The 21844-nt window shown below is 69.1% G+C and carries 15 protein-coding genes; 8 read left to right on the forward strand and 7 right to left on the reverse strand.

Annotated elements, in window-relative coordinates:
• Window positions 1–11: 11 nt before the first annotated feature.
• Together PV734_RS41380 and PV734_RS41385 are read right to left on the reverse strand one after the other, a co-directional pair.
• A complete protein-coding gene (locus tag PV734_RS41380; protein ID WP_319294572.1) occupies window positions 12–893 on the reverse strand; it encodes a phosphatase PAP2 family protein in 882 nt (293 codons plus the stop codon).
• Between the two features lie 196 nt (window positions 894–1089).
• A complete protein-coding gene (locus tag PV734_RS41385; protein WP_319096367.1) occupies window positions 1090–2124 on the reverse strand; it encodes a LacI family DNA-binding transcriptional regulator in 1035 nt (344 codons plus the stop codon).
• A 440-nt stretch (window positions 2125–2564) separates the two neighbouring features.
• Here PV734_RS41385 and PV734_RS41390 point away from each other — a divergent pair, with 440 nt between their 5' ends.
• From PV734_RS41390 to PV734_RS41405, 4 genes are all read left to right on the forward strand, one after another.
• Entirely contained in the window at window positions 2565–3839 is a 1275-nt protein-coding gene (locus PV734_RS41390) for an extracellular solute-binding protein (RefSeq protein WP_319096368.1), read from the forward strand.
• Between the two features lie 107 nt (window positions 3840–3946).
• Entirely contained in the window at window positions 3947–4951 is a 1005-nt protein-coding gene (locus PV734_RS41395; protein ID WP_319096369.1) for a sugar ABC transporter permease, read from the forward strand.
• Between the two features lie 19 nt (window positions 4952–4970).
• On the forward strand, window positions 4971–5876 hold the full coding sequence (locus PV734_RS41400) for a sugar ABC transporter permease (protein WP_319096370.1): 906 nt from the start codon (window positions 4971–4973) through the stop codon (window positions 5874–5876).
• Between the two features lie 192 nt (window positions 5877–6068).
• Complete coding sequence (locus PV734_RS41405) at window positions 6069–7757, forward strand: glycoside hydrolase family 13 protein (RefSeq protein ID WP_319096372.1); 1689 nt, start codon at window positions 6069–6071, stop codon at window positions 7755–7757.
• Window positions 7758–7837: 80 nt separating this feature from the next.
• Here the strand turns inward: PV734_RS41405 and PV734_RS41410 are convergent, their stop codons facing one another.
• Entirely contained in the window at window positions 7838–8248 is a 411-nt protein-coding gene (locus PV734_RS41410) for a hypothetical protein (protein ID WP_319294574.1), read from the reverse strand.
• A gap of 90 nt (window positions 8249–8338) precedes the next feature.
• Complete coding sequence (locus PV734_RS41415) at window positions 8339–9676, reverse strand: ferric reductase-like transmembrane domain-containing protein (protein ID WP_319294576.1); 1338 nt, start codon at window positions 9674–9676, stop codon at window positions 8339–8341.
• Window positions 9677–9963: 287 nt separating this feature from the next.
• Between PV734_RS41415 and PV734_RS41420 the strand changes: the two genes are divergently transcribed.
• From PV734_RS41420 to PV734_RS41435, 4 genes are all read left to right on the forward strand, one after another.
• A complete protein-coding gene (locus PV734_RS41420) occupies window positions 9964–11346 on the forward strand; it encodes an alpha-amylase family protein (RefSeq protein WP_319096377.1) in 1383 nt (460 codons plus the stop codon).
• Window positions 11347–11452: 106 nt separating this feature from the next.
• On the forward strand, window positions 11453–16885 hold the full coding sequence (gene pulA / locus PV734_RS41425; protein ID WP_319294578.1) for a pullulanase-type alpha-1,6-glucosidase: 5433 nt from the start codon (window positions 11453–11455) through the stop codon (window positions 16883–16885).
• 68 nt (window positions 16886–16953) lie between these two features.
• Window positions 16954–18606 carry a fused response regulator/phosphatase gene (locus PV734_RS41430; protein ID WP_319096380.1) on the forward strand — a complete coding sequence of 551 codons (1653 nt, stop codon included), beginning with the start codon at window positions 16954–16956 and terminating at the stop codon, window positions 18604–18606.
• 50 nt (window positions 18607–18656) lie between these two features.
• Window positions 18657–19013 carry an isomerase gene (locus tag PV734_RS41435; RefSeq protein ID WP_319096381.1) on the forward strand — a complete coding sequence of 119 codons (357 nt, stop codon included), beginning with the start codon at window positions 18657–18659 and terminating at the stop codon, window positions 19011–19013.
• 23 nt (window positions 19014–19036) lie between these two features.
• Here PV734_RS41435 and PV734_RS41440 read toward each other — a convergent pair whose 3' ends face one another.
• The 3 genes from PV734_RS41440 to PV734_RS41450 are packed head-to-tail and all read right to left on the reverse strand — an operon-like array spanning window position 19037 to window position 21788.
• A complete protein-coding gene (locus tag PV734_RS41440; RefSeq protein ID WP_319294580.1) occupies window positions 19037–19756 on the reverse strand; it encodes a TetR/AcrR family transcriptional regulator in 720 nt (239 codons plus the stop codon).
• A 56-nt stretch (window positions 19757–19812) separates the two neighbouring features.
• Window positions 19813–20892 carry a PDR/VanB family oxidoreductase gene (locus PV734_RS41445; RefSeq protein WP_319294582.1) on the reverse strand — a complete coding sequence of 360 codons (1080 nt, stop codon included), beginning with the start codon at window positions 20890–20892 and terminating at the stop codon, window positions 19813–19815.
• The gene (locus PV734_RS41450; RefSeq protein ID WP_319096385.1) at window positions 20892–21788 is read right to left on the reverse strand and encodes a metal-dependent hydrolase; all 897 of its coding nucleotides are present in this window, start codon (window positions 21786–21788) and stop codon (window positions 20892–20894) included. Before PV734_RS41450 ends, PV734_RS41445 begins: the two co-directional genes overlap by 1 nt.
• Window positions 21789–21844 lie beyond the last annotated feature (56 nt).

The raw sequence follows: 21844 nt of genomic DNA on the forward strand, positions 1-21844 counted from the left end.
TCCCGGCGCGGTCACGGCTTGACCGGGAGCAGCGGGCCGCCCCGCCCCCGCACCGGGACCAGCTTCGGAAGGGCGTACGGGAGCTTCCCGTACCAGAGGCGGGCCACCGTGAAGCCGAAGGCCAGGCACATGAGGCCGCCCACCGCGTCCAGCCAGAAGTGGTTGGCCGTCGCGACGATCACCACCAGGGTGGCGACCGGGTAGAGAAGCCCGAGAACGCGTACCCACGGGACCTTGGCCAGGGCGAAGATCGTCAGACCGCACCAGGTGGACCAGCCGATGTGCATCGACGGCATCGCCGCGTACTGGTTCGACATGTGCTTGAGGTCGCCGGAGGCCATCGAACCCCAGGTGTGGTGGACCATCACCGTGTCGACGAAACCGCCGCCGTTCATCAGCCGGGGCGGAGCCAGCGGATACAGATAGTAACCGACCAGGGCCACCACCGTGGTCGCGAAGAGGGTCAGCCGCGTCGCCGCGTACCGGCCGGGGTGACTGCGGTACAGCCACACCAGAACACCGAGAGTGACGACGAAGTGCAGCGTCGCGTAGTAGTAGTTCATGCCCACGATCAGCCAAGTCACCGAGTTGATCGCGTGGTTGACCGACTCCTCGACGGCGATACCCAGGGTGTGCTCGGTCTTCCAGAGCCAGTCCGCGTTGCGCAGTGCCTCGGCCTTCTGCTCCGGCACGGCGTTACGGATCATCGAGTACGTCCAGTAACTGACCGCGATCAGAAGGATCTCGAACCAGAGCCGTGGCCGGCGCGGAGTCCGTGCTCGGCGCAGGAGTCCCCTGACCACGTGGCCGTTCCCCTCCGCCGTGTCGTCCGTGACGGAATGTGGAGCGGCCCGGTCGTGGCCTTCCCTGGTTGTCACGGTCGATTCGCCCATGGACACAGAGTCTGCCAGATACGGTCCCCTCCCAGATCATCCCCTGGTCCTGTCCGGCCCGCACGTTCTACGGCGTGCCGACGGGGTCCGAACTACTACCGGGGGACTGCCCGAAGCGGGACATTCTCCACCCTGAGGACGATCCTGAGGACGGGTGAGGGCAGGCGGGTGGGCAGGCGGCCCGGTCGGGCAGGTCTCAGGGGCGGGTGCGGTCCCCGGGGGCCGAAGCCGTGGAACCCCGGACCACCAGTTCCGGCATGAACACGAACTCGCTGTGCGGGGCCGGCGTACCGCCGATCTCCTCCAGCAGGGTACGTACGGCGGCCTGGCCCATCGCCGGGACCGGCTTGCGGATCGTGGTGAGGGGCGGGTCGGTGAAGGCGATCAGGGGGGAGTCGTCGAACCCCACGACCGAGACGTCCCGGGGGACCTCCAGACCGCGCTGCCTGGCCGCCCGTATCGCGCCCAGCGCCATCATGTCGCTCGCGCACACCACCGCCGTGCAGTCACGGTCGATGAGCGCCATGGCAGCCGCCTGGCCGCCCTCCAGGGTGTACAGCGAGTGCTGGACGAACCGCGTCTCGACGTCCTGCGCCGTCAGGCCCAGCAGATCCTGCATCGTCCGTACGAAGCCCTCGATCTTGCGCTGGACCGGCACGAAACGCTTCGGCCCCAGGGCCAGGCCGATACGGGTGTGGCCGAGCGAGACGAGATGGGTGACCGCGAGATGCATCGCCGCGCGGTCGTCGGGGGAGATGAACGGCGCCTGCACCTTGGGGGAGAAACCGTCCACCAGGACGAACGGCACGCCCTGGGCGCGCAGTTGCTCGTAGCGCTGCATGTCGGCGGAGGTGTCCGCGTGCAGCCCGGAGACGAAGATGATGCCCGCCACGCCCCGGTCGACGAGCATCTCCGTCAGCTCGTCCTCCGTAGAACCGCCGGGGGTCTGGGTGGCCAGGACCGGGGTGTATCCCTGCCGGGTCAGCGCCTGGCCTATGACCTGCGCCAGGGCCGGGAAGATCGGGTTCTCCAGTTCCGGGGTGATGAGGCCCACCAGGCCCTCGCTGCGCTGGCGCAGCCGGACGGGGCGCTCGTAGCCCAGTACGTCGAGGGCGGCGAGCACGGTCTGGCGGGTGGTGGCGGCGACGCCCGGCTTCCCGTTCAGGACCCGGCTGACAGTCGCTTCGCTCACCCCCGCCTGGGCGGCGATGTCGGCAAGCCGTGTGGTCACAGGGCTGGACTGTACCGGCCGGCCCTCGCCTTGCCCACCGAACGGACGCCGGGCACGGGCCGTCGAACGGCCCGCCGGACGGCCGGATCGGCCGCCTGCCGCTGCGGGTTGCTGCGTCATCGCGCTCCCTCGTGGGTCTGGCGTACGTCTGATCGGGGTTCGTGGCAAAAGCTTGCAGAGTCTTGCACAAGTGTCCCAGATCCCGCTGATCGGCGGCAGGGGGAGGCGGAGAGCGGCAGCGGACCACTGCCGGACGGGTCACGACGGGGTAACTGTCGCCGGTTCTTGCACTTTTTTGCTGCAAGGTCTTTCGTCGCGCTTACATGGCTGTTACGTTCACGTCGCTCGGCGGCGGCAACGGTGCTGCCGGACAGGTCGGCGGAAACGGCGGACGGGCCCGTTACCGCCAGTACACGGGCTTTAACCCTCAAGGAGAACTCATGCGGCGTGGCATAGCGGCCACCGCGCTGGTGGCGTCCCTCGCCCTCGCGGCGACGGCCTGCGGCGGAGACGACAGCGGCGGTGGCAAGGCCGACGGTCCGGTCACCATCACCTGGTGGGACACCTCCAACGCCACCAACGAGGCGCCGACGTACCAGGCCCTCGTCAAGGAGTTCGAGGCCGCCAACAAGGACGTCAAGGTCAAGTACGTCAACGTCCCCTTCGACCAGGCGCAGAACAAGTTCGACACCGCCGCCGGTGCCTCCGGCGCCCCGGACGTGCTGCGCTCCGAGGTCGGCTGGACCCCCGCCTTCGCCAAGAAGGGCTTCCTGCTGCCGCTCGACGGCACCGAGGCCCTCACCGACGAGGCCAAGTTCCAGCCCAGCCTGATCGAACAGGCCAAGTACGAGGGCAAGACGTACGGCGTCCCGATCGTCACCGACACCCTCGCGCTGGTCTACAACAAGGCGCTCTTCGCGAAGGCCGGCCTCACCGAGGCCCCGAAGACCTGGGCCGACCTGAAGACGGCCGCCGCCGCCGTCAAGACCAAGACCGGCGTCGACGGCTACTGGGGCTCCACCCAGGCCTACTACGCGCAGAGCTTCCTCTACGGCGAGGGCACCGACACCGTCGACGCCGCCGCCAAGAAGATCACCGTCGACTCGCCCGCCGCCAAGAAGGCATACGGCACCTGGCTCGGCCTCTTCGACGGCAAGGGCCTGCACAAGGCGGACACCACCGCCGACGCCTACGCCCACATCCAGGACGCGTTCGTGACCGGCAAGGTCGCCGCGATCGTCCAGGGCCCGTGGGAGATCACCAACTTCTACAAGGGCACCGCGTTCAAGGACAAGGCCAACCTCGGCATCGCCACCGTCCCGGCCGGCTCCAGCGGCAAGGCGGGCGCCCCGACCGGCGGCCACAACCTCTCCGTGTACGCGGGCTCGGACGCCGCGCACCAGAAGGCCGCGCTGAAGTTCGTCAACTTCATGACCTCCGCGAAGTCCCAGTCGCAGATCGCCCTGAAGAACTCCACGCTGCCCACCCGCGACGACGCCTACACCGCCGAGGTCAAGGCCGACCCGGGCCTCGCCGGCTACCAGAGTGTCCTCCCCGCCGCCCAGCCCCGCCCGGCGCTGCCCGAGTACAGCTCCCTGTGGGGGCCGCTCGACACCGAGCTGCCGCAGATCGCGGGCGGCAAGGAGTCCCTCGACAAGGGCCTGGGCAACGCGGAGACCGCGATCGCCAAGCTGGTCCCGGACTTCAGCAAGTGACCCCGTATGGCCGTCGGAACCGCCCAGCAGGACACGGGGGGACGGTTCCGGCGGTCATCGGACTGTGCCGTACCCCTCGGTCCTGATCCTCCAGAAGGTGTCGAACCATGACAGTCGCCATCGACCGCGCGACCGGCAAACGCCGGGGCGAGCCCGGGCAGCGCCCCGGACGGCTCGATCGTCTCAAGCACGCCTACCAGAAGTACTGGTACGCGTACGCGATGATCGCGCCCGTGGTCGTCGTGCTCGGCGGACTCGTGCTCTACCCGCTCGTGCGCGGCCTCTACCTGACGCTCACGGACGCCAACAGCCTCAACTCCGCCCGCACGATCGGCGTCAACCACATCGACGCCACCTACAAGTTCATCGGCTTCGACAACTACGCCGACATCCTGTGGGGCGACACCGCCTACGACCGCTTCTGGTCGCACTTCATCTGGACGATCGTCTGGACCGTGCTGTGCGTGGCCCTGCACTACAGCATCGGTCTCGGCCTGGCTCTCCTGCTGAACCAGAAACTGCGCGGGCGCACCTTCTACCGGCTGATCCTGGTCCTGCCGTGGGCCGTGCCCACCTTCGTCACCGTCTTCGGCTGGCGGTTCATGCTCGCCGACGGCGGCATCATCAACACGATGCTCGACGCCGTGCACCTGCCGTCACCGCTGTGGCTGGAGGACACCTTCTGGCAGCGGTTCGCCGCGATCATGGTCAACACCTGGTGCGGTGTGCCGTTCATGATGGTCTCGCTGCTCGGCGGCCTCCAGTCCATCGACTCCACGCTGTACGAGGCGGCGGACATGGACGGCGCGAACGCCTGGCAGAGGTTCTGGTACGTCACCCTCCCCGGCCTGCGCTCCGTCAGCTCCACCGTCGTACTCCTCGGCGTCATCTGGACGTTCAACCAGTTCGCCGTCATCTTCCTGCTGTTCGGCAACACCGCCCCGGACGCGCAGATCCTCGTCACCTGGGCCTACTACCTCGGCTTCGGCCAACAGCCGCGCGACTTCGCGCAGTCGGCGGCCTACGGCATGCTGCTGCTGGCCATCCTCGTCGTCTTCACCTCCTTCTACCGCCGCTGGCTGAACCGCAATGACCAGCAGCTCGCGATCTGAGGCAGGAGTCCCAACCCCCATGAGTGCCATGACAGTCCAGAAGTCCGCGAAGCCGGACCCGGCCGACCCCGCCGCCGCCCCGAAGCTCCCTCGACGCGGCAGGCGCGGCCTCACCGCCGCCCTCGCCTCCCACGGCATCCTGACCGTCGCGAGCCTGATCGCGCTCTTCCCGATCGCCTGGCTGCTCTATCTGTCCCTCGGCCCCGACAAGGACGACTACCTCCACCCCGGGGGCATCTGGGACAAGATGACGTTCGACAACTACTCGTTCGTCCTCCAGCACACCAACTTCTTCGACTGGATGAGGAGTTCGCTGATCGTCTCGCTCGGGACGACGGTCATCGGGGTGATGGTCGCGGCGACCACCGGGTACGCGGTGTCGCGGATGCGCTTCCCCGGCTACCGCAAGTTCATGTGGGTGCTGCTGGTCACCCAGATGTTCCCGATCGCCGTACTCATCGTGCCGATGTACCAGATCCTGTCGGACCTCCAGCTCATCGACAACTATTTCGGACTGGTCCTCGTCTACTGCTCGACGGCCGTGCCCTACTGCGCCTGGCTGCTCAAGGGATACTTCGACACGATCCCCTTCGAGATCGACGAGGCGGGACGCGTCGACGGGCTGACCCCCTTCGGCACCTTCGCGCGGCTCATCCTGCCGCTGGCCAAACCGGGCCTGGCGGTCGCCGCGTTCTACAGCTTCATCACCGCGTTCGGCGAGGTCGCGTTCGCCTCGACGTTCATGCTGTCGGACACGAAGTACACCTTCGCGGTCGGTCTGCAGAGCTTCGTCAGCGAGCACGACGCGCAGCGCAACCTGATGGCCGCCACCGCGGTACTGGTCGCGATACCCGTCTCGGCCTTCTTCTACCTGGTCCAGAAGAACCTGGTGGCGGGCCTGACGGCCGGCGGCACGAAGGGCTGACCCAGGTCCGGTGAACTCCCGCGCGTCATCCGCCGCGCGGGTCGACGGCCCGCGGTGTCCATCCGACCCCGCTGACACCGCGGGCCGCCCTTCAGGGGCGCGGGGAACTGCGCGACCAGCCACAACGAACCCGCAGCCATTCACACTCCCAGACAGCCCATGACCCGAACTCCGTTACGTATCAAGGACGTTATGAGCCAGCACTCCGCAGCCCCGGCCGAAACCTCCACCGTCACGACGACGACCGCCGTCGCCGCCAGCAGGGACTGGTGGCGCGACGCGGTCATCTACCAGGTCTACCCCCGCAGCTTCGCCGACAGCAACGGCGACGGCATGGGCGACCTGGAGGGCGTACGAACCCGGCTGCCGTATCTGCGTGACCTGGGCGTCGACGCCGTGTGGCTCAGCCCGTTCTACGCCTCCCCGCAGGCCGACGCCGGCTACGACGTCGCCGACTACCGGGCCGTGGACCCCATGTTCGGCAACCTCCTGGACGCCGACGCGCTGATCCGCGAGGCCCACGAACTGGACCTCAGGATCATTGTCGACCTGGTCCCCAACCACTCCTCCGACCAGCACGAGTGGTTCAAGCGGGCGCTGCGCGAGGGCCCCGGCTCATCGCTCCGGGACCGCTACCACTTCCGCCCCGGCAAGGGCGAGAGCGGTGAACTCCCGCCCAACGACTGGGAGTCCGTCTTCGGCGGACCGGCGTGGACCCGGGTCACGGAGCCCGACGGCACGCCCGGCGCCTGGTACCTGCACCTCTTCGCGCCCGAGCAGCCCGACTTCAACTGGGAACACCCGGCCGTCGGGGACGAGTTCCGCTCGGTCCTGCGGTTCTGGCTCGACATGGGAGTCGACGGGTTCCGCGTCGACGTGGCACACGGCCTGGTGAAGGCGGAGGGTCTCCCGGACCTGGGAACCCACGACCAGGTCAAGCTGCTGGGCAACGATGTCATGCCGTTCTTCGACCAGGACGGCGTACACGCGATCTACCGGCAGTGGCGCACGATCCTCGACGAGTACGCGGGCGAGCGCATCTTCGTGGCGGAGGCGTGGACCCCGACGATCGAGCGGACCGCGAACTACGTCCGCCCGGACGAACTCCACCAGGCCTTCAACTTCCAGTACCTGGCCACCTATTGGGACGCGGCGGAGCTGAAGACGGTCATCGACCGCACCCTGGACGCCATGCGCCCGGTCGGCGCCCCCGCGACCTGGGTGCTGTCCAACCACGACGTCACGCGCCATGCCACCCGCTTCGCCAACGAGCCCGGCCTCGGCACCCAGATCCGCCTCGCCGGAGACCGCGCCCTGGGCCTGCGCAGGGCCCGAGCTGCCACCCTGCTCATGCTGGCGCTGCCCGGCTCGGCGTACGTCTACCAGGGTGAGGAGCTGGGCCTCCCGGACGTCGTCGACCTCTCCGACGAGGTCCGCCAGGACCCCGCGTACTTCCGGGGCGCGGGCCAGGACGGCTTCCGCGACGGCTGCCGGGTCCCCATCCCGTGGACCCGCGAGGGCACCTCGTACGGCTTCGGCGACGGTGGCTCCTGGCTCCCGCAGCCCGCCGAGTGGGCCGAGCTGAGCGTCGAGGCGCAGACCGGCACACCCGGCTCGACCCTGGAGCTGTACCGCGCCGCGCTGGCCGCCCGCCGCACGCACCCCGACCTCGGCGCGGGCGACTCCGTCGAGTGGCTGAGGGCTCCGCAGGGCGTACTCGCCTTCAGGCGCGGCGAGTTCGTGTGTGTGGCGAACACGAGCGGCGAGGCGGTCACGATCCGCGCGTACGGCGAGATCCTGGTGGCCAGCGCCGAGGTGACGGTGGCGGACGACGAGGCGAAGCTGCCGGCGGACACGACGGTGTGGTGGACGACCGGCTGACAAGTCCCGCAAGGTCGCCCTCGCGCGGGTGGGGAGGGCCGAACTCGTAGTGCCCGTCGCCCAGTTCGGGGAGGCGGGCGCTACTCGGTGGCGAGAGTCGTGGGACCCGCCTGCTTCAAGGAGGCGATCACAGCGCTCACGGCGGTGGTCACGGCGAGGCTCCCCATCATGACCATCCCCACGCCGATCACGAAGAGGCCGCTGGCGTCGTCCGACCAGTCGACGTAGGCGGCCACGGTCAGACCGGCCGAGGTGCCGAGAACGGCGCCGCGGGTGTGGCGCCGGGACGCGGCCCAGTACACCGGCCCCAGCAGGGTCAGCACCAGCCCGATCACCTGCCATGCCTCGTACGGACCGGTCGTCGAGCCGTCGGAATGCACGTCACGCTGTTGATCCCAGCCCAGCCAGGCGGCCCACGCCGCCAGGGCCACCCCGGCAAGCGCGAGGATCGGCAGCAAGTGGCGGACGGTCTTCGGTAGTTGTCTTCCCATGCCCGAAGCGTCTCCGTTCGCCTCCTGGCCGAACAGAGCGCAAGTACTCAGTTCCGTCCGAGTACTTACTTCGCCGCCCCGGACCGCCGGTCAGGCCAGCCCGAACCGTTCCGAGTGCACCTGACGCGCGGGCACCCGGAGTTCTCGTAGGCCGGACAGCACGGCGGCGGTCATGGCGGCCGGCCCGCAGACGTACACGTCGCGTTCGGTGACGTCGGGGACCAGCCGGCGCAGGCTCTCCGCGCCGAACGGCGGGGCGCCCTCGGTGGTCCTGCCGGTGAGCAGGTGGAGCCGGCCGCCCCGGAGCGCGATCAGTCGGCGAATCTCGTTCAGCAGGACGGCGTCGGCCTCGCTGCGGACGCGGTACAGGACGACGACGTCACCGTTGCCCTGCTCCTCCAGCATCGCCCGCACGGGCGTGATGCCGACGCCCCCGGCGATCAGCAGGGCGCCCGGCCGGGTCCGGTGCAGTGAGGTGAACGCCCCGTACGGCCCCTCGACGAAGGCGCGGCTGCCCACCGGGACGTCGCGCAGGCCGGCGCTGGTGGTGCCGACCGCCTTCGCGGTGAGGCGCAGTCCCTGGCCGTCGGGCGCAGCCGACAGGGAGAAGGGGTTGGCCAGCCACCAGTTGTTGTGCCCGGGGAACCGCCAGATGCAGAACTGGCCCGCACGGGCGGGGAGTTTGTCGAGGTTCCGGCCGGTGACGTACACGGAGACCACGTTGTCCGACTCCGGAACCACCGCCGTGACCCGGAACCGGTGGCGGGCGTTGCGCCACAGCGGCAGGGCGATCCGCCCGGTCACCAGGGCACCGAAGGAGAACAGCCACAGGATCCACCAGTAGGCCTCGGCGAACGCGGAGGACGTGAAGGTCGTGGTCTCCCGCAGCTGGTGGACGAACGCGAGGCCGAGGGCCACGTACAGCAGCAGATGCAGCCCGTGCCAGACCTCGTACCGCAGTCGCCGCCGGACGGACCGGGTGGATATCACGCCGATGACGAGGACGACGGCCGCGGCGAGCATGCCCAGCAGGGAGGCCGGCACCCCGCTGAGGGCGACGAACGTGCTGCCCATGGACGTGTCGCTGAGCGTCGCGTAGCCGAGCACCACCAGCGTGGCGTGGGTGAGGACGGTCCACAGCAGGGAGAAGCCGACCCAGCGGTGCCACACCGTGAGCCGGTCCATCCCGAAACGGCGGTCCAGCCACGGCAGCCTTGCCACCAGCAGCAGTTGGAACAGCATCAGCAGGGCCGCGTGCAGTCCGAAGAACTTGGCGACCGTCAGCACACTGTTCTTGCCCGACCCGGCGCTGACGAACAACGCCTCGATGATCACCACATTGACGAGGACGAACGTCCACATCACCCAACGCGCCGCGTCCACCGGATGCATGGTGCCTCTGCGCACCGAGCTGCCCGTCGCTGTCATGGTCGCCTCTCGTCCCCCTGGCCGCGGTGCTCGCGGCTCGCCCCCGATCGGGGTACAGAGTACGGGCGACGGGCCCGATGCGTTCATGCCAGAACGACCGAATCCCACCCGACTCCGTCAGCCCTCCCTGTGAAGAGATTTCGCGTACGTGAAGAGGGAGTGTCCAAAGGGTTGACCGTCCGTCAAGCGCGCTCGTACCTTCTGCTCGACTGAAATATTTCAGCCATCTTGCAGCAAGAACCAGCAAGGGATCTTGCCAGGACCTTCAACGGAGAAGGACCCGACACATGGCCAGCAGAACCCTCTCCGGCGCGCTCGCACTCGCCGCCGGCGCGTCCATCGCGCTCGCCGTTCCGACCGGCGCCGCCTACGCCTCCCCGCCCGGCACCAAGGACGTCACCGCCGTCCTCTTCGAGTGGAACTTCGCCTCGGTGGCCAGGGAGTGCACCAACACCCTCGGCCCCGCCGGCTACGGCTTCGTTCAGGTCTCCCCGCCCGCCGAGCACATACAGGGCTCGCAGTGGTGGACCTCGTACCAGCCCGTCAGTTACCGGATCGCCGGTCGCCTCGGCGACGCCACCGCCTTCAAGGGCATGATCGACACGTGTCACGCGGCCGGCGTAAAGGTCGTCGTCGACACCGTCATCAACCACATGTCGGCAGGCTCGGGCACCGGCACCGGCGGTTCGTCGTACACGAAGTACAACTACCCCGGCCTGTACTCCTCCTACGACTTCGACGACTGCACGGCCACCATCAGCGACTACACCAACCGCGCCAACGTCCAGAACTGCGAGCTCGTACAGCTCGCCGACCTGGACACCGGCGAGGAGTACGTCCGCGCCACCATCGCCGGGTACATGAACTCCCTGCTCGGCTACGGCGTCGACGGCTTCCGGATCGACGCGGCCAAGCACATCCCGGCCACCGACCTGGCCAACATCAAGTCACGGCTCTCCAACACCTCCGTGTACTGGAAGCAGGAGGCCATCTACGGTGCCGGGGAAGCCGTCCAGCCCACCGAGTACACGGGCAACGGGGATGTCCAGGAGTTCCGTTACGCCTACGACCTCAAGCGGGTCTTCAACAACGAGAACCTCGCCTACCTGAAGAACTACGGCGAGGGCTGGGGGTACATGAGCAGCTCGGTCGCCGGTGTCTTCGTCGACAACCACGACACCGAGCGCAACGGATCCACGCTCAGCTACAAGGACAACGCCAACTACACCCTCGCCAACGTCTTCATGCTGGCCTACCCGTACGGCGCTCCGGACATCAACTCCGGCTACGAGTTCTCCGACACGGACGCCGGGCCGCCCAACGGGGGTGCGGTCAACGCCTGTTGGCAGGACGGCTGGAAGTGCCAGCACGCCTGGCCGGAGATCCTGCGCATGGTCGCCTTCCGCAACGCGACCCGCGGTGAGTCCGTCACCAACTGGTGGGACAACGGGGGCGACGCCATCGCCTTCGGCCGGGGAGCCAAGGGCTTCGTCGCCATCAACCACGAGTCGAGCAGTCTGAGCCGGACCTACCAGACCTCCCTCGCGGCAGGGACGTACTGCAACGTGCAGAACAACACGTCGGTGACCGTGAACTCGAGCGGTCAGTTCACCGCGACGCTGGGCGCGAACACGGCCCTGGCGATCTACACGGGCAAGACGAGCTGCTGAAAGTTCTTGCCAGTGGTTTCAGGACTCTTGCTGTAAGTGTTTCCTCGGCGATACGGTCGCGCGGGGTCGGACCCGCAAGAGCCGCGATCGCAAGGAGTCCACGTCCGTGATACCGAGATGGTCGGCGCCGAGGCGCCGAACTACCCGTGCAGGCCGGGTCGCTGTGGTCACCGTGGTGACCGCGTTGGCCGCAGCGCTCGTCCAGCCGCCGGCCGCCGCCGGGGCGAACACCCCGGCCCCGGCCCCGCCGCCGTCCGACAGCAGGCTCGCCGCCGAACCGGCCCGGCACGACGCCACCCGCGAGCAGTTCTACTTCGTCCTCCCGGACCGTTTCGCCAACGGCAGCCACGCCAACGACCGCGGCGGACTCACCGGTTCACGCCTCGCCACCGGCTACGACCCCACCGACAAGGGCTTCTACCAGGGCGGCGACCTCAAGGGCCTGACCAACAGGCTCGACTACATCAAGGGCCTCGGCACCACCGCCATCTGGCTCGCCCCGATCTTCAAGAACGCCCCTGTGCAGGGGACCGGGCCGGACGCCTCCGCCGGTTACCACGGCTACTGGATTACCGACTTCACCCAGGTCGACCCGCACTTCGGCACGAACAAGGACCTCGAAACCCTCATCTCCAAGGCCCACACCAAGGGCATGAAGGTGTTCTTCGACGTCATCACCAACCACACCGCCGACGTCGTCGACTACGAGCAGAAGTCCTACGGCTACCTCTCCAAGGGTGCCTTCCCGTACCTGACCAAGGACGGCAAGCCCTTCGACGACGCCGACTACGCGGACGGCACCAAGAACTTTCCGAAGGTCGACCGGGACTCCTTCCCGTACACCCCCACCATCCCCTCCGCGAAGAAGACCACCAAGGTCCCGTCCTGGCTCAACGACCCGACGATGTACCACAACCGGGGCGACTCCACCTGGGCCGGCGAGTCCGCCACCTACGGCGACTTCGTCGGCCTCGACGACCTGTGGACCGAGCGCCCCGAGGTCGTCTCCGGCATGGAGAAGATCTACGAGAAGTGGGTGCGGGACTTCGACATCGACGGCTTCCGGATCGACACCGTGAAGCACGTCGACATGGAGTTCTGGACCCAGTGGGCCACGGCACTGGACAGGTACGCGGCCCGCCACGGCCGCGACGACTTCTTCATGTTCGGCGAGGTCTACTCCGCCGACACCTCCGTGACCTCCCCGTACGTCACCCAGGGCCGCCTCGACTCGACGCTCGACTTCCCCTTCCAGGACGCGGCCCGCGCCTACACCTCCCAGGGCGGCAGCGCCCAGCGGCTCTCCTCGGTCTTCGGCGACGACTACAAGTACACGACCGACAAGGCCAACGCCTACGAGCAGGTCACCTTCCTCGGCAACCACGACATGGGCCGGATCGGCTACTTCCTCAAGCAGGACGACCCGACCGCCACCGACGCCGAACTCCTCGCCAAGGACAAGCTCGCCAACGAGCTGATGTTCCTCAGCCGGGGCAACCCGGTCGTCTACTACGGCGACGAGCAGGGCTTCACCGGCGCGGGCGGCGACAAGGACGCCCGCCAGACCATGTTCGCCTCGAAGGTCATCGACTACCTCGACGACGACGAACTCGGCACCGACCGCACCCACGCCAGCGACGCCTACGACACGAGAGCACCGCTCTACCGGCAGATCAGCGCTCTCGCAGCCCTGCGCAAGGCCAACCCCGCCCTCGCCGACGGCGTCCAGACCGCGCGTTACGCGGCCGACGGCCCCGGCGTCTACGCCTTCTCCCGCACCGACGCCAGGACCGGCACCGAGTACGTCGTCGCCTTCAACAACGCGACCGGGCCCAGGTCGGCCACCTTCCCGACCGGCTCCGCCAACACGGCCTTCAAGGGCATCTACGGCACCAACGCCAAGGCGACCAGCGCCACCGACCGCAGGCTCACCCTCACAGTCCCGCCCGGCACCGCCATCGTCCTCAAGGCCGCCACCAAGCTCCCCGCCCCCACCACCAGGCCCACCCTCACCCTCACCGCCCCGACCCCCGGCGCCACCGGCACGGTGAACATCACCGCCGACGTCAACGGCGGCAACCAGCTCAACCGCGTCGTCTTCGCCGCCCGGGTCGGCACCGGCAAGTGGCAGACCCTCGGCTCCGCCGACCACGCCCCCTACCGCGTGACCCAGACCCTCGCCGAGGACATTGCCCCCGGAACCACCCTGCGCTACAAGGCAGTTGTGGTCGACAGCACCGGGCGCACGACAAGCACCACGGCGACCTCCACCACAGGCACCCCACCCGCCCCCGAGGTCCCCACCGCCTCCTCGCGCGACTACGCGATCGTCCACTACAAGCGCGCGGACGGCGACTACACCGACTGGCGCCTCTACGCCTGGGGCGACATCGCCGACGGCGAGGGCACCACCTGGCCGGCCGGCCACGACTTCATCGGCCGTGACGCGTACGGCGCCTTCGCCTACGTCAAGCTCAAGCCCGGTGCGTCCAGCGTCAGTTACCTCGTCATCGACAAGGACGGCAACAAGGACGTCGCCGCCGACCGCACGATCGACGTCACGAAGACCGGCGAGATCTGGGTCGAGCAGGGCAAGGAAGCCGTACTCACCGAAAAGCCCGACTACCCGGCGCAGGACACCACCAAGGCCGTCCTCCACTACCACCGCGCCGACGGCGACTATGACGGCTGGGGCCTCCACGTCTGGTCCGGCGCCGCCGACCCCACCGACTGGGCGAAGCCCCTGGAGCCGGTCCGCACCGACACGTACGGCGCTGTCTACGAGGTCCCGCTCAACGCCGGTGCCACCAGCCTCAGTTACATCATCCACAAGGGCGACGAGAAGGACCTCTCCACCGACCAGGCCCTCGACCTCAAGGCCAACGGCCACGAGGTCTGGCTCCTGAACGGCCAGGAGAAGTACCTCCTCCCACAGCCCGCAGGAAGCTCGGCCGCCCTCGACCTGACCACCTCCAAGGCGATCTGGATCGACCGGAACACCGTCGCCTGGAACGGCAACGACACCGCCGCCTCCACCCAGTTGCTCTACTCCAGCACCGGCTCGATCACCGCGACCGACGGCACCCTCACCAGCACCGACGAACGCTGGCTCCGCCTCTCCAGGTCCGCCCTCACCGACGCCCAGAAGGCCAGGTTCCCGCACCTGGCCGCGTACACCGCCTGGACGGTCGACCCCCGTGACCGCGACCGGGTCCACGAGGCCCTGCGAGGCCAGCTCGTCGCCTCCCAACGGGCCGCGAACGGAGCGGTGCTGACGGCGACGGGCGTCCAGCTCGCCGGCGTACTCGACGACGTGTACGGCACCGCCGCAGCGCATGCCGACCTCGGGCCGACGTTCAGTAAGGGCCGTCCGACACTCGCCGTCTGGGCGCCCACCGCGCAGTCGGTGAAGCTCGACCTCGACGGCTCCACGGTCGCCATGAAGCGCGACGACACCACCGGTGTCTGGTCCGTCACCGGCTCCAAGTCCTGGAAGAACAAGCCCTATCGGTACGTCGTGAAGGTCTGGGCGCCGAGCGTCGCCAAGGTCGTCACCAACCACGTCACCGACCCGTACTCCGTCGCCCTGACCACCGACTCCGAGCGCAGCCTCGTCGTCGACCTGGACGACAAGTCCCTGGCGCCGAGCGGCTGGACCTCGTACCGCAAGCCCAGAGCCGTACCCCTCCACGACGCCCAGATCCAGGAACTGCACGTCCGGGACTTCTCGGTCGCCGACGACACCGTGCCCGTCAAGGACAAGGGCACCTACCTCGCCTTCACCGACAAGGACAGCGACGGCTCCAAGCACCTCCGTGAGCTGGCGAAGGCCGGCACCTCCTACGTCCACCTCCTGCCCGTCTTCGACATCGCGACCATCCCCGAGAAGAAGGCGGACCAGGCGGTGGTCGACTGCGACCTGTCCTCCTACGCCGCCGACTCCGACCAGCAGCAGGCGTGCGTCGCGAGGATCGCCGCGAAGGACGCGTACAACTGGGGTTACGACCCGTACCACTACACCGTTCCGGAGGGCTCCTACGCGAGCGACCCGGACGGCACGCGGCGTACGGTCGAGTTCCGGCAGATGGTGAAGTCGCTCAACAGCGACGGGCTGCGGGTCGTGATGGACGTCGTCTACAACCACACCCCCGCCGCCGGCCAGGCGAAGACGAGCGTCCTCGACAAGGTGGTCCCGGGCTACTATCAGCGCCTCCTCGCGGACGGCTCGGTCGCCAACTCCACCTGTTGCGCCAACACCGCGCCCGAGAACACCATGATGGGCAGGCTCGTCGTCGACTCGATCGTCACCTGGGCCCGGGAGTACAAGGTCGACGGCTTCCGCTTCGACCTGATGGGCCACCACCCGAAGGCCAACATCCTGGCGGTCAGGAAGGCACTCGACGCGCTCACCCCCAAGAAGGACGGCGTCGACGGCAGGAAGATCATCCTGTACGGCGAGGGCTGGAACTTCGGTGAGGTCGCCGACGACGCCCGGTTCGTGCAGGCCACACAGAAGAACATGGCGGGGACGGGCATCGCGACCTTCTCCGACCGGGCCCGCGACGCCGTGCGTGGCGGCGGCCCCTTCGACGAGGACCCGGGAGTCCAGGGCTTCGCGTCCGGGCTGTACACCGACCCCAACTCCTCGACCGGCAACGGAACCTCGGCGCAGCAGAAGGCCCGCCTCCTGCACTACCAGGACCTGATCAAGGTGGGCCTGACCGGCAACCTCGCCGCCTACCGCTTCACCGACACCGACGGCGAGGAGGTCTCCGGCGCCCAGATCGACTACAACGGCCAACCCGCCGGTTACGCCGACGCACCCGGCGACGCCCTCGCCTACACCGACGCGCACGACAACGAGTCACTGTTCGACGCGCTCGCCTTCAAGCTGCCCGCCACGACGAGCGCCGCCGACCGGGCCCGGATGCAGGTCCTCGCCATGGCGACGGCCACCCTCTCGCAGGGCCCGGCCCTCTCCCAGGCGGGCAGCGACCTGCTTCGCTCCAAGTCGCTCGACCGCAACTCCTATGACAGCGGCGATTGGTTCAACGCCATCCACTGGAACTGCGCGGACGGCAACGGCTTCGGACGCGGACTGCCCATGGCGGCCGACAACGCCGCCAAGTGGCCCTATGCCAAGCCTCTGTTGGGCGCCGGGAACGTCAAGGCCGACTGCCGGCGGATCCAGGGCGCGTCCGCCGCGTACCGCGACCTGCTGAGAATCCGTACGACGGAGCCCGACTTCTCCCTCGACACGGCCGGACAGGTGCGGTCGAAGCTCTTCTTCCCGCTGTCCGGCAAGGACGAGACACCCGGCGTGATCACCATGGAACTCGGCGACCTCGTCGTCGTGTTCAACGCGACGCCCGAGCGTCGTGAGCAGCGGATCGGCTCGTTGGCCGGGACCTCGTACGTGCTGCACCCCGTGCTGCGGGCGGGAGCGGACACCGTCGTCAAGTCGGCCGCGTACGAACGGGAATCGGGCACGTTCGCCGTTCCTGGGAGAACCGTCGCCGTATTCTCCCGTACCTCCTGAGAAGGGCATATCGTGATGGGGCAGACCCGGACCCGGTCTGCCCCACCGGTGTGTCCAAGGGCGGCCAGATGGACGGCAACGGCAAGTGGACCGACACAGCGGACACCACCGTGCTGATCGTGGACGACACCGCGTCCGGCCGGTACACGCTGAGCGCGCTGCTCCGCCGCGCCGGTTACCAGGTCGTGGCGGTCGCCAGTGGCAGGGAGGCGCTCGACGAACTCGATGTACGGCTCCGCAAGGGGACACTTCCCGACGTGGCCCTCATCGACGTGAACCTGCCCGACATGAGCGGTGTCGACCTGTGCCGCCGGCTCAAGACCCGGCCGCACATGGCCGGTCTGCCCGTCGTGCACTTCTCGGCCTCCTCCGGGTCCCCGGGCGACCGCCGAGACGGGCTGGACGCGGGCGGGGAGGCGTTTCTGACGCTGCCCGCCGGGCCCGGGGAGATCGACGCGGTACTACGGGCCGCGGTGCGCGCCGCCCGGCTGCGGGCCGACGACCAGGCGCTGGCGCGGCGGCTGACCCGGCTGTCGGAGACGATCTTCACCATCCAGGCCGCGCGCTCCCTGCAGGAACTCGCCGACGCCGCCGCCGAGGGCGCCGCGCGGCTCACCGGCTCGCCCGCCGCCGTGTTCTTCCTGGGCCCCGACGACGAGCTGTACCGCGCCACCTCCCGCGACCGCACCTCGCTCGCCATGCCCGACGAGAGCGCCCACCGCGTCGTGGCGGCACTGCTCCGAAGACTCACCCGGGGGCACAGCGGAGTGCGGATCACCACGGTGCCGTCGCCGCTGTGGCCCGCCGGGTTCTTCCGGCCGGGCGTGGAGCACGACGCCCGCCTCGTGCTGATCCCCACCCAGGACGGCAGGGCCTCGGTGTGCCTGGCCGCGCCCACCCGTGGCCTGCGCAGGGTGAGCCCCGAGAACGAGTCCCTGGTGGCCCGGCTCGCGCAGGCCACCGTGCTCGCCGCCGAGCCGCTCCTCATGTACCAGGTCGAGCGGCATGTCGCCCTCACCCTCCAGCACAGCTTCCTGCCCCGCCCCGACCGGCTGCCCGAACTGCCCGGCATCGACGTCGTGGTCCGGTACGTGCCCGCGTCCCGGGACGCCGAGATCGGCGGCGACTTCTACGCCGCCCTGCGCACCGGCGACGGCGTGCTCACCGCGGTCGGCGACGTCGTCGGGCACTCGCTCGAAGCGGCCACCGTCATGGTCGAGATCCGGCACGCGCTGCGTGCCTACTGCGTCGAGGAGAGCGACCCGTCCGTGCTCGCCGAGCGCCTCGACCGGATGCTGCAGCGCTACCACCCCGAGGTCACGGCCACCGTGTGCCTGGTCCACGTCGACCCGGGCAACGGGCGCACACTGATCGCCAACGCGGGTCACATCCCGCCGCTGATCATCCGCGACACCAACAACGCCGACTACGCCAAGGCCGCGGGCCCGCTGCTCGGAGTGGGCCTCGCCCATCCGCCGCCCACCGAGCTGTTCCTCGAACCCACCGACCGGCTCCTCATGATCACCGACGGTCTGATCGAGACCCGGGGCATCGACCTCGCGGACTCCCTGGAACACCTGCGCGCGGCAGCCTCCGGCGCGCTGCCGGGCCTGGACGCCCTGTGCGACACGCTGCTGGTCTCCTTCGGCCACGACCGGGAGGACGACATCGCGATGCTGGCGCTGCGCCTCGCTGACCAGGGACGACCGGCCGCCGGTTAGGGTGAGGCAGGCCGTGCCGTCACCGCGTCACCAGAACAGGGGTTTGATCCATGCCGCAGATCACCGTCGACTACTCGAGTCCGCTGACCGAGGCCTTCGACCGGCGCGCGTTCGCTCTCGCGCTGCACGAGGAGGTCGTCGCCACGGCGAAGGCGAAGCCCGAGGCGTGCAAGACGCAGTTCCGCCGCACCGAGGACGCCACGGTCGGCGCGGACAGTGACGGTCACGCGATCGTGCACGTCTGGATCGGCATGCTCACCGGCCGCTCGGTGGAGACGAAGAACCAACTGACGGAAGCCGTACTGGAGTTGGTGCGCACCCATGTGAAGCCCGTCGAGGGACTCGCCCTGCACGCCTCGGTCGAGGTCCGCGAACTCGACGACTCCTACCGGAAGTTCGACAACTGAGCCCGAGTGCCCGACGGCTCCGCCTAGGACGCGAGTGAGATGAGCCGTGCGACCAGGTCGCTGAACGGCCCGTCGGTGGGCTCCTGTTTGAGCATCCGGCGCAGCAGCGCGGCCATCTCCTCGTCGTAGGCGGCGCTCACGGCGGCCAGCGCCGCGAAGTCGTGCACGAGCTGCGCCTCCAGCTCGGCTCGTGGCACCCGCCGTCCGTCCAGCCAGATCAGCGCGGTCGACTCGACGAGCGATATCCACGTCCGGATGACCAACTCCAGCCGGGCGGGCGCCTCTTCGAGGGTCAGGTCCAGATGCGACAGTATCTGGACGTACGCGGCCTGCCGTACGGCGTCGATGAGCGCGTTCGTCGCCGACGAGCTGCCCGAACGCACCTCGTCCGCGGACACCGCCGGGCCACCGCGCATCAACGCCGCGAAACCGGGCCCGTGTTCGTCGACGAAGTCGAAGAAGCGGCGCATCACCCGCAGCAGCCGCGCCCCCAGCGGACCCTCGTGCGGCTCCACGAACCGGCCCGCCAGATCGTCCGACGCCCGCTTCAACGCGGCCTCGTACAGGCTGAGTTTGCCCGGGAAGTAGTGGTAGACCAGTGGGCGCGAGATACCCGCGGCCGACGCGATCTCATCGATGGAGACCTCGTCGGGCGAGCGGCGGCTGAACAGTTCGAGGGCGACGCCGATCAACTGCTGCCGGCGTTCCTCGACTCCCATTCTGCGGCGAACCCCGGTTGTCATGCGAACACCTTACCGATCGGATACGGGCCGCAACGGACGGGTCCGACCGAGGATGTTCACAAATCCAGCACAAGTGGACCCCGTCGTGCCCGCGACACACAGATCAGCATCGAGTCCGCCCGCTCGGCATCGGTCAGCAGCTCGTCACGATGGTCCACTTCCCCTCCCAGCACGCGCTGTTGGCAGGTCCCGCAGAACCCCTGCTCGCACGAGTACGCGGTGTCCGGCAGTTCCTCCCGTACGGCGGCCAGCACGGTCGAGTCGGCTGTCACCGTCAACGTCCGCCCGCTGCGCCGCAGTTCGACCTCGAAGGACTGGTCGCCCCCGGTCGGCGTACGCGGGCCGAAGCGCTCCAGACGCAGCACGGTGCCCTCGGGAATCCGGGACTCGACCGCCGCGCTCAACGCCTCGGGACCACAGCAGTAGACGGCGGTTCCCTCGGGCAGTTCCGCCGCCACGCCCGCGAACAGCGCGTCGAGGTCGGGCAGCCCGTCCTCGTCCTCGGCGACGACGGTGACACGTCCCGCCCCGGAGTCCGCGGCCAGCTTCTCGATCTCGGCGAGGTACGGCATCGAGGCGCGGCTGCGACCCCCGTACAGCAGCCGCCATTCCAGGCCGGGTCGGGCATGCACCGCACGCAGCATCGGCAGGATCGGGGTGATCCCGATACCGCCGGCCACGAAGACGTACGCCGGTGCGGGGGTGAGCGGGAAGCGGTTGCGCGGGCCGCGCACCTCGACCGTCATGCCCGCGCGCAACCCCTCGTGCACCTCGCGCGAGCCTCCGCGCCCGTCCGGCACCAGCCGCGTGGCGACGGTGTACGCCGAGGTGTCCGCCGGGTCCCCGCACAGCGAGTACTGCCGAACGAGCCCCGACGGCAGCGCCAGATCGAGATGCGCCCCCGGCGCCCACGCTGGCAACTCCCTTCCCTCCAGGCGTAGTTGTACGACGCCGTCGGCGACCGTCTCGTGCGCGGCGACCGTCAGCCGCAGGGCCCGTGAGCGGGGCCGCCCGGAGACCGGCTCCGCCAGCGCGGGCAACGGCCACAGCGGCGCGGCCTCGACCCGGCGCCGGACGGCCCGCCGGGCGAGCAGCGCGACCCCGGCGGTGAGCGCGAGAGTCAGCGGCCGGGGCATCAGGCGGCACCTCTGTCGGCGGCGACGGCGGCGGGGGAGGAGGCCAGATAGGCGACGGCCTGCTCGGTGGAGCCCTCTTGGGAGGGGTGGTAGTCGCGGGCGAGATAGCGCGGCACCGATCTCGCCATGGCCCGCGTCGACGGCAGCAGACCCCGCTTCCCGCGTACGTAGAAGCCCCGGAAGGTCGGCTTGCGAAGGCCTGGGGCCGGGTCGTTCGCCATGAAGAAGCGCACCCCGCGCTGCCACAGGAAGAACATCACCAGCAGCCCGGTCAGCCAGGTCCGCACCCGCCTCCGGTAGCCCCCGTCCACGTGTGTGAACAGGTCGAAGGCGACCGACCGGTGCTCGACCTCCTCGGCGCCGTGCCAGCGCAGCAGGTCCAGCATGGTCGGATCGGCACCGCGCCGGTCCAGCTCCGACGCGTTGAGTATCCAGTCGCCGAGGAACGCCGTGTAGTGCTCGATGGCGGCGATGACGGCGACCCGTTCCATGAGCCACCATCTGCGCGCCCGGCGGCCCGGCAGGAGGAACCGGTCGCCGAGCACCTTCTCGAAGAGCCAGTCGACCTGGGCGGTGTAGGGCGTCGGGTCGAGTCCCGACTCCCGCAGATGCGGGAGGACCTCGTCGTGGGCCTGGGAGTGCATGGCCTCCTGCCCGACGAACCCGATGACGTCCGCACGCAGCCGCTCGTCCCGGATGTACGGCAGCACCTGCTTGTACACGTGCACGAACCACCGCTCACCGGCGGGCAGCAGCAGATGCAGCACGTTGATGGTGTGCGAGGTGAACGGATCCCCCGGCACCCAGTGGAGCGGGGTGCCCTCCCAGGAGAAGGACACCTTGCGCGCCTTGAGCGGTATGTGTTCGGCGGGGGTGGGCCCGGGCTTGTTGGACATGGCGTCAATGTACTGATGGGTAGAGGCCGAGGAAAGCCTCGGGCACCGACTTGTTG

It is taken from the genome of Streptomyces sp. AK08-02, assembly GCF_033795085.1.
GTDB classification, from domain to species: Bacteria; Actinomycetota; Actinomycetes; order Streptomycetales; family Streptomycetaceae; genus Streptomyces; species Streptomyces echiniscabiei.

Bases quoted from the DNA above. Each gene is read 5' to 3' on its own strand.
- PV734_RS41380 (WP_319294572.1), bottom strand. From the start codon at position 893: ATGGGCGAATCGACCGTGACAACCAGGGAAGGCCACGACCGGGCCGCT.
- PV734_RS41390 (WP_319096368.1), top strand. From the start codon at position 2,565: ATGCGGCGTGGCATAGCGGCCACCGCGCTGGTGGCGTCCCTCGCCCTC.
- PV734_RS41395 (WP_319096369.1), top strand. From the start codon at position 3,947: ATGACAGTCGCCATCGACCGCGCGACCGGCAAACGCCGGGGCGAGCCC.
- PV734_RS41400 (WP_319096370.1), top strand. From the start codon at position 4,971: ATGAGTGCCATGACAGTCCAGAAGTCCGCGAAGCCGGACCCGGCCGAC.
- PV734_RS41405 (WP_319096372.1), top strand. From the start codon at position 6,069: ATGAGCCAGCACTCCGCAGCCCCGGCCGAAACCTCCACCGTCACGACG.
- PV734_RS41410 (WP_319294574.1), bottom strand. From the start codon at position 8,248: ATGGGAAGACAACTACCGAAGACCGTCCGCCACTTGCTGCCGATCCTC.
- PV734_RS41415 (WP_319294576.1), bottom strand. From the start codon at position 9,676: ATGACAGCGACGGGCAGCTCGGTGCGCAGAGGCACCATGCATCCGGTG.
- PV734_RS41420 (WP_319096377.1), top strand. From the start codon at position 9,964: ATGGCCAGCAGAACCCTCTCCGGCGCGCTCGCACTCGCCGCCGGCGCG.
- PV734_RS41430 (WP_319096380.1), top strand. From the start codon at position 16,954: ATGGACGGCAACGGCAAGTGGACCGACACAGCGGACACCACCGTGCTG.
- PV734_RS41435 (WP_319096381.1), top strand. From the start codon at position 18,657: ATGCCGCAGATCACCGTCGACTACTCGAGTCCGCTGACCGAGGCCTTC.
- PV734_RS41440 (WP_319294580.1), bottom strand. From the start codon at position 19,756: ATGACAACCGGGGTTCGCCGCAGAATGGGAGTCGAGGAACGCCGGCAG.
- PV734_RS41445 (WP_319294582.1), bottom strand. From the start codon at position 20,892: ATGCCCCGGCCGCTGACTCTCGCGCTCACCGCCGGGGTCGCGCTGCTC.
- PV734_RS41450 (WP_319096385.1), bottom strand. From the start codon at position 21,788: ATGTCCAACAAGCCCGGGCCCACCCCCGCCGAACACATACCGCTCAAG.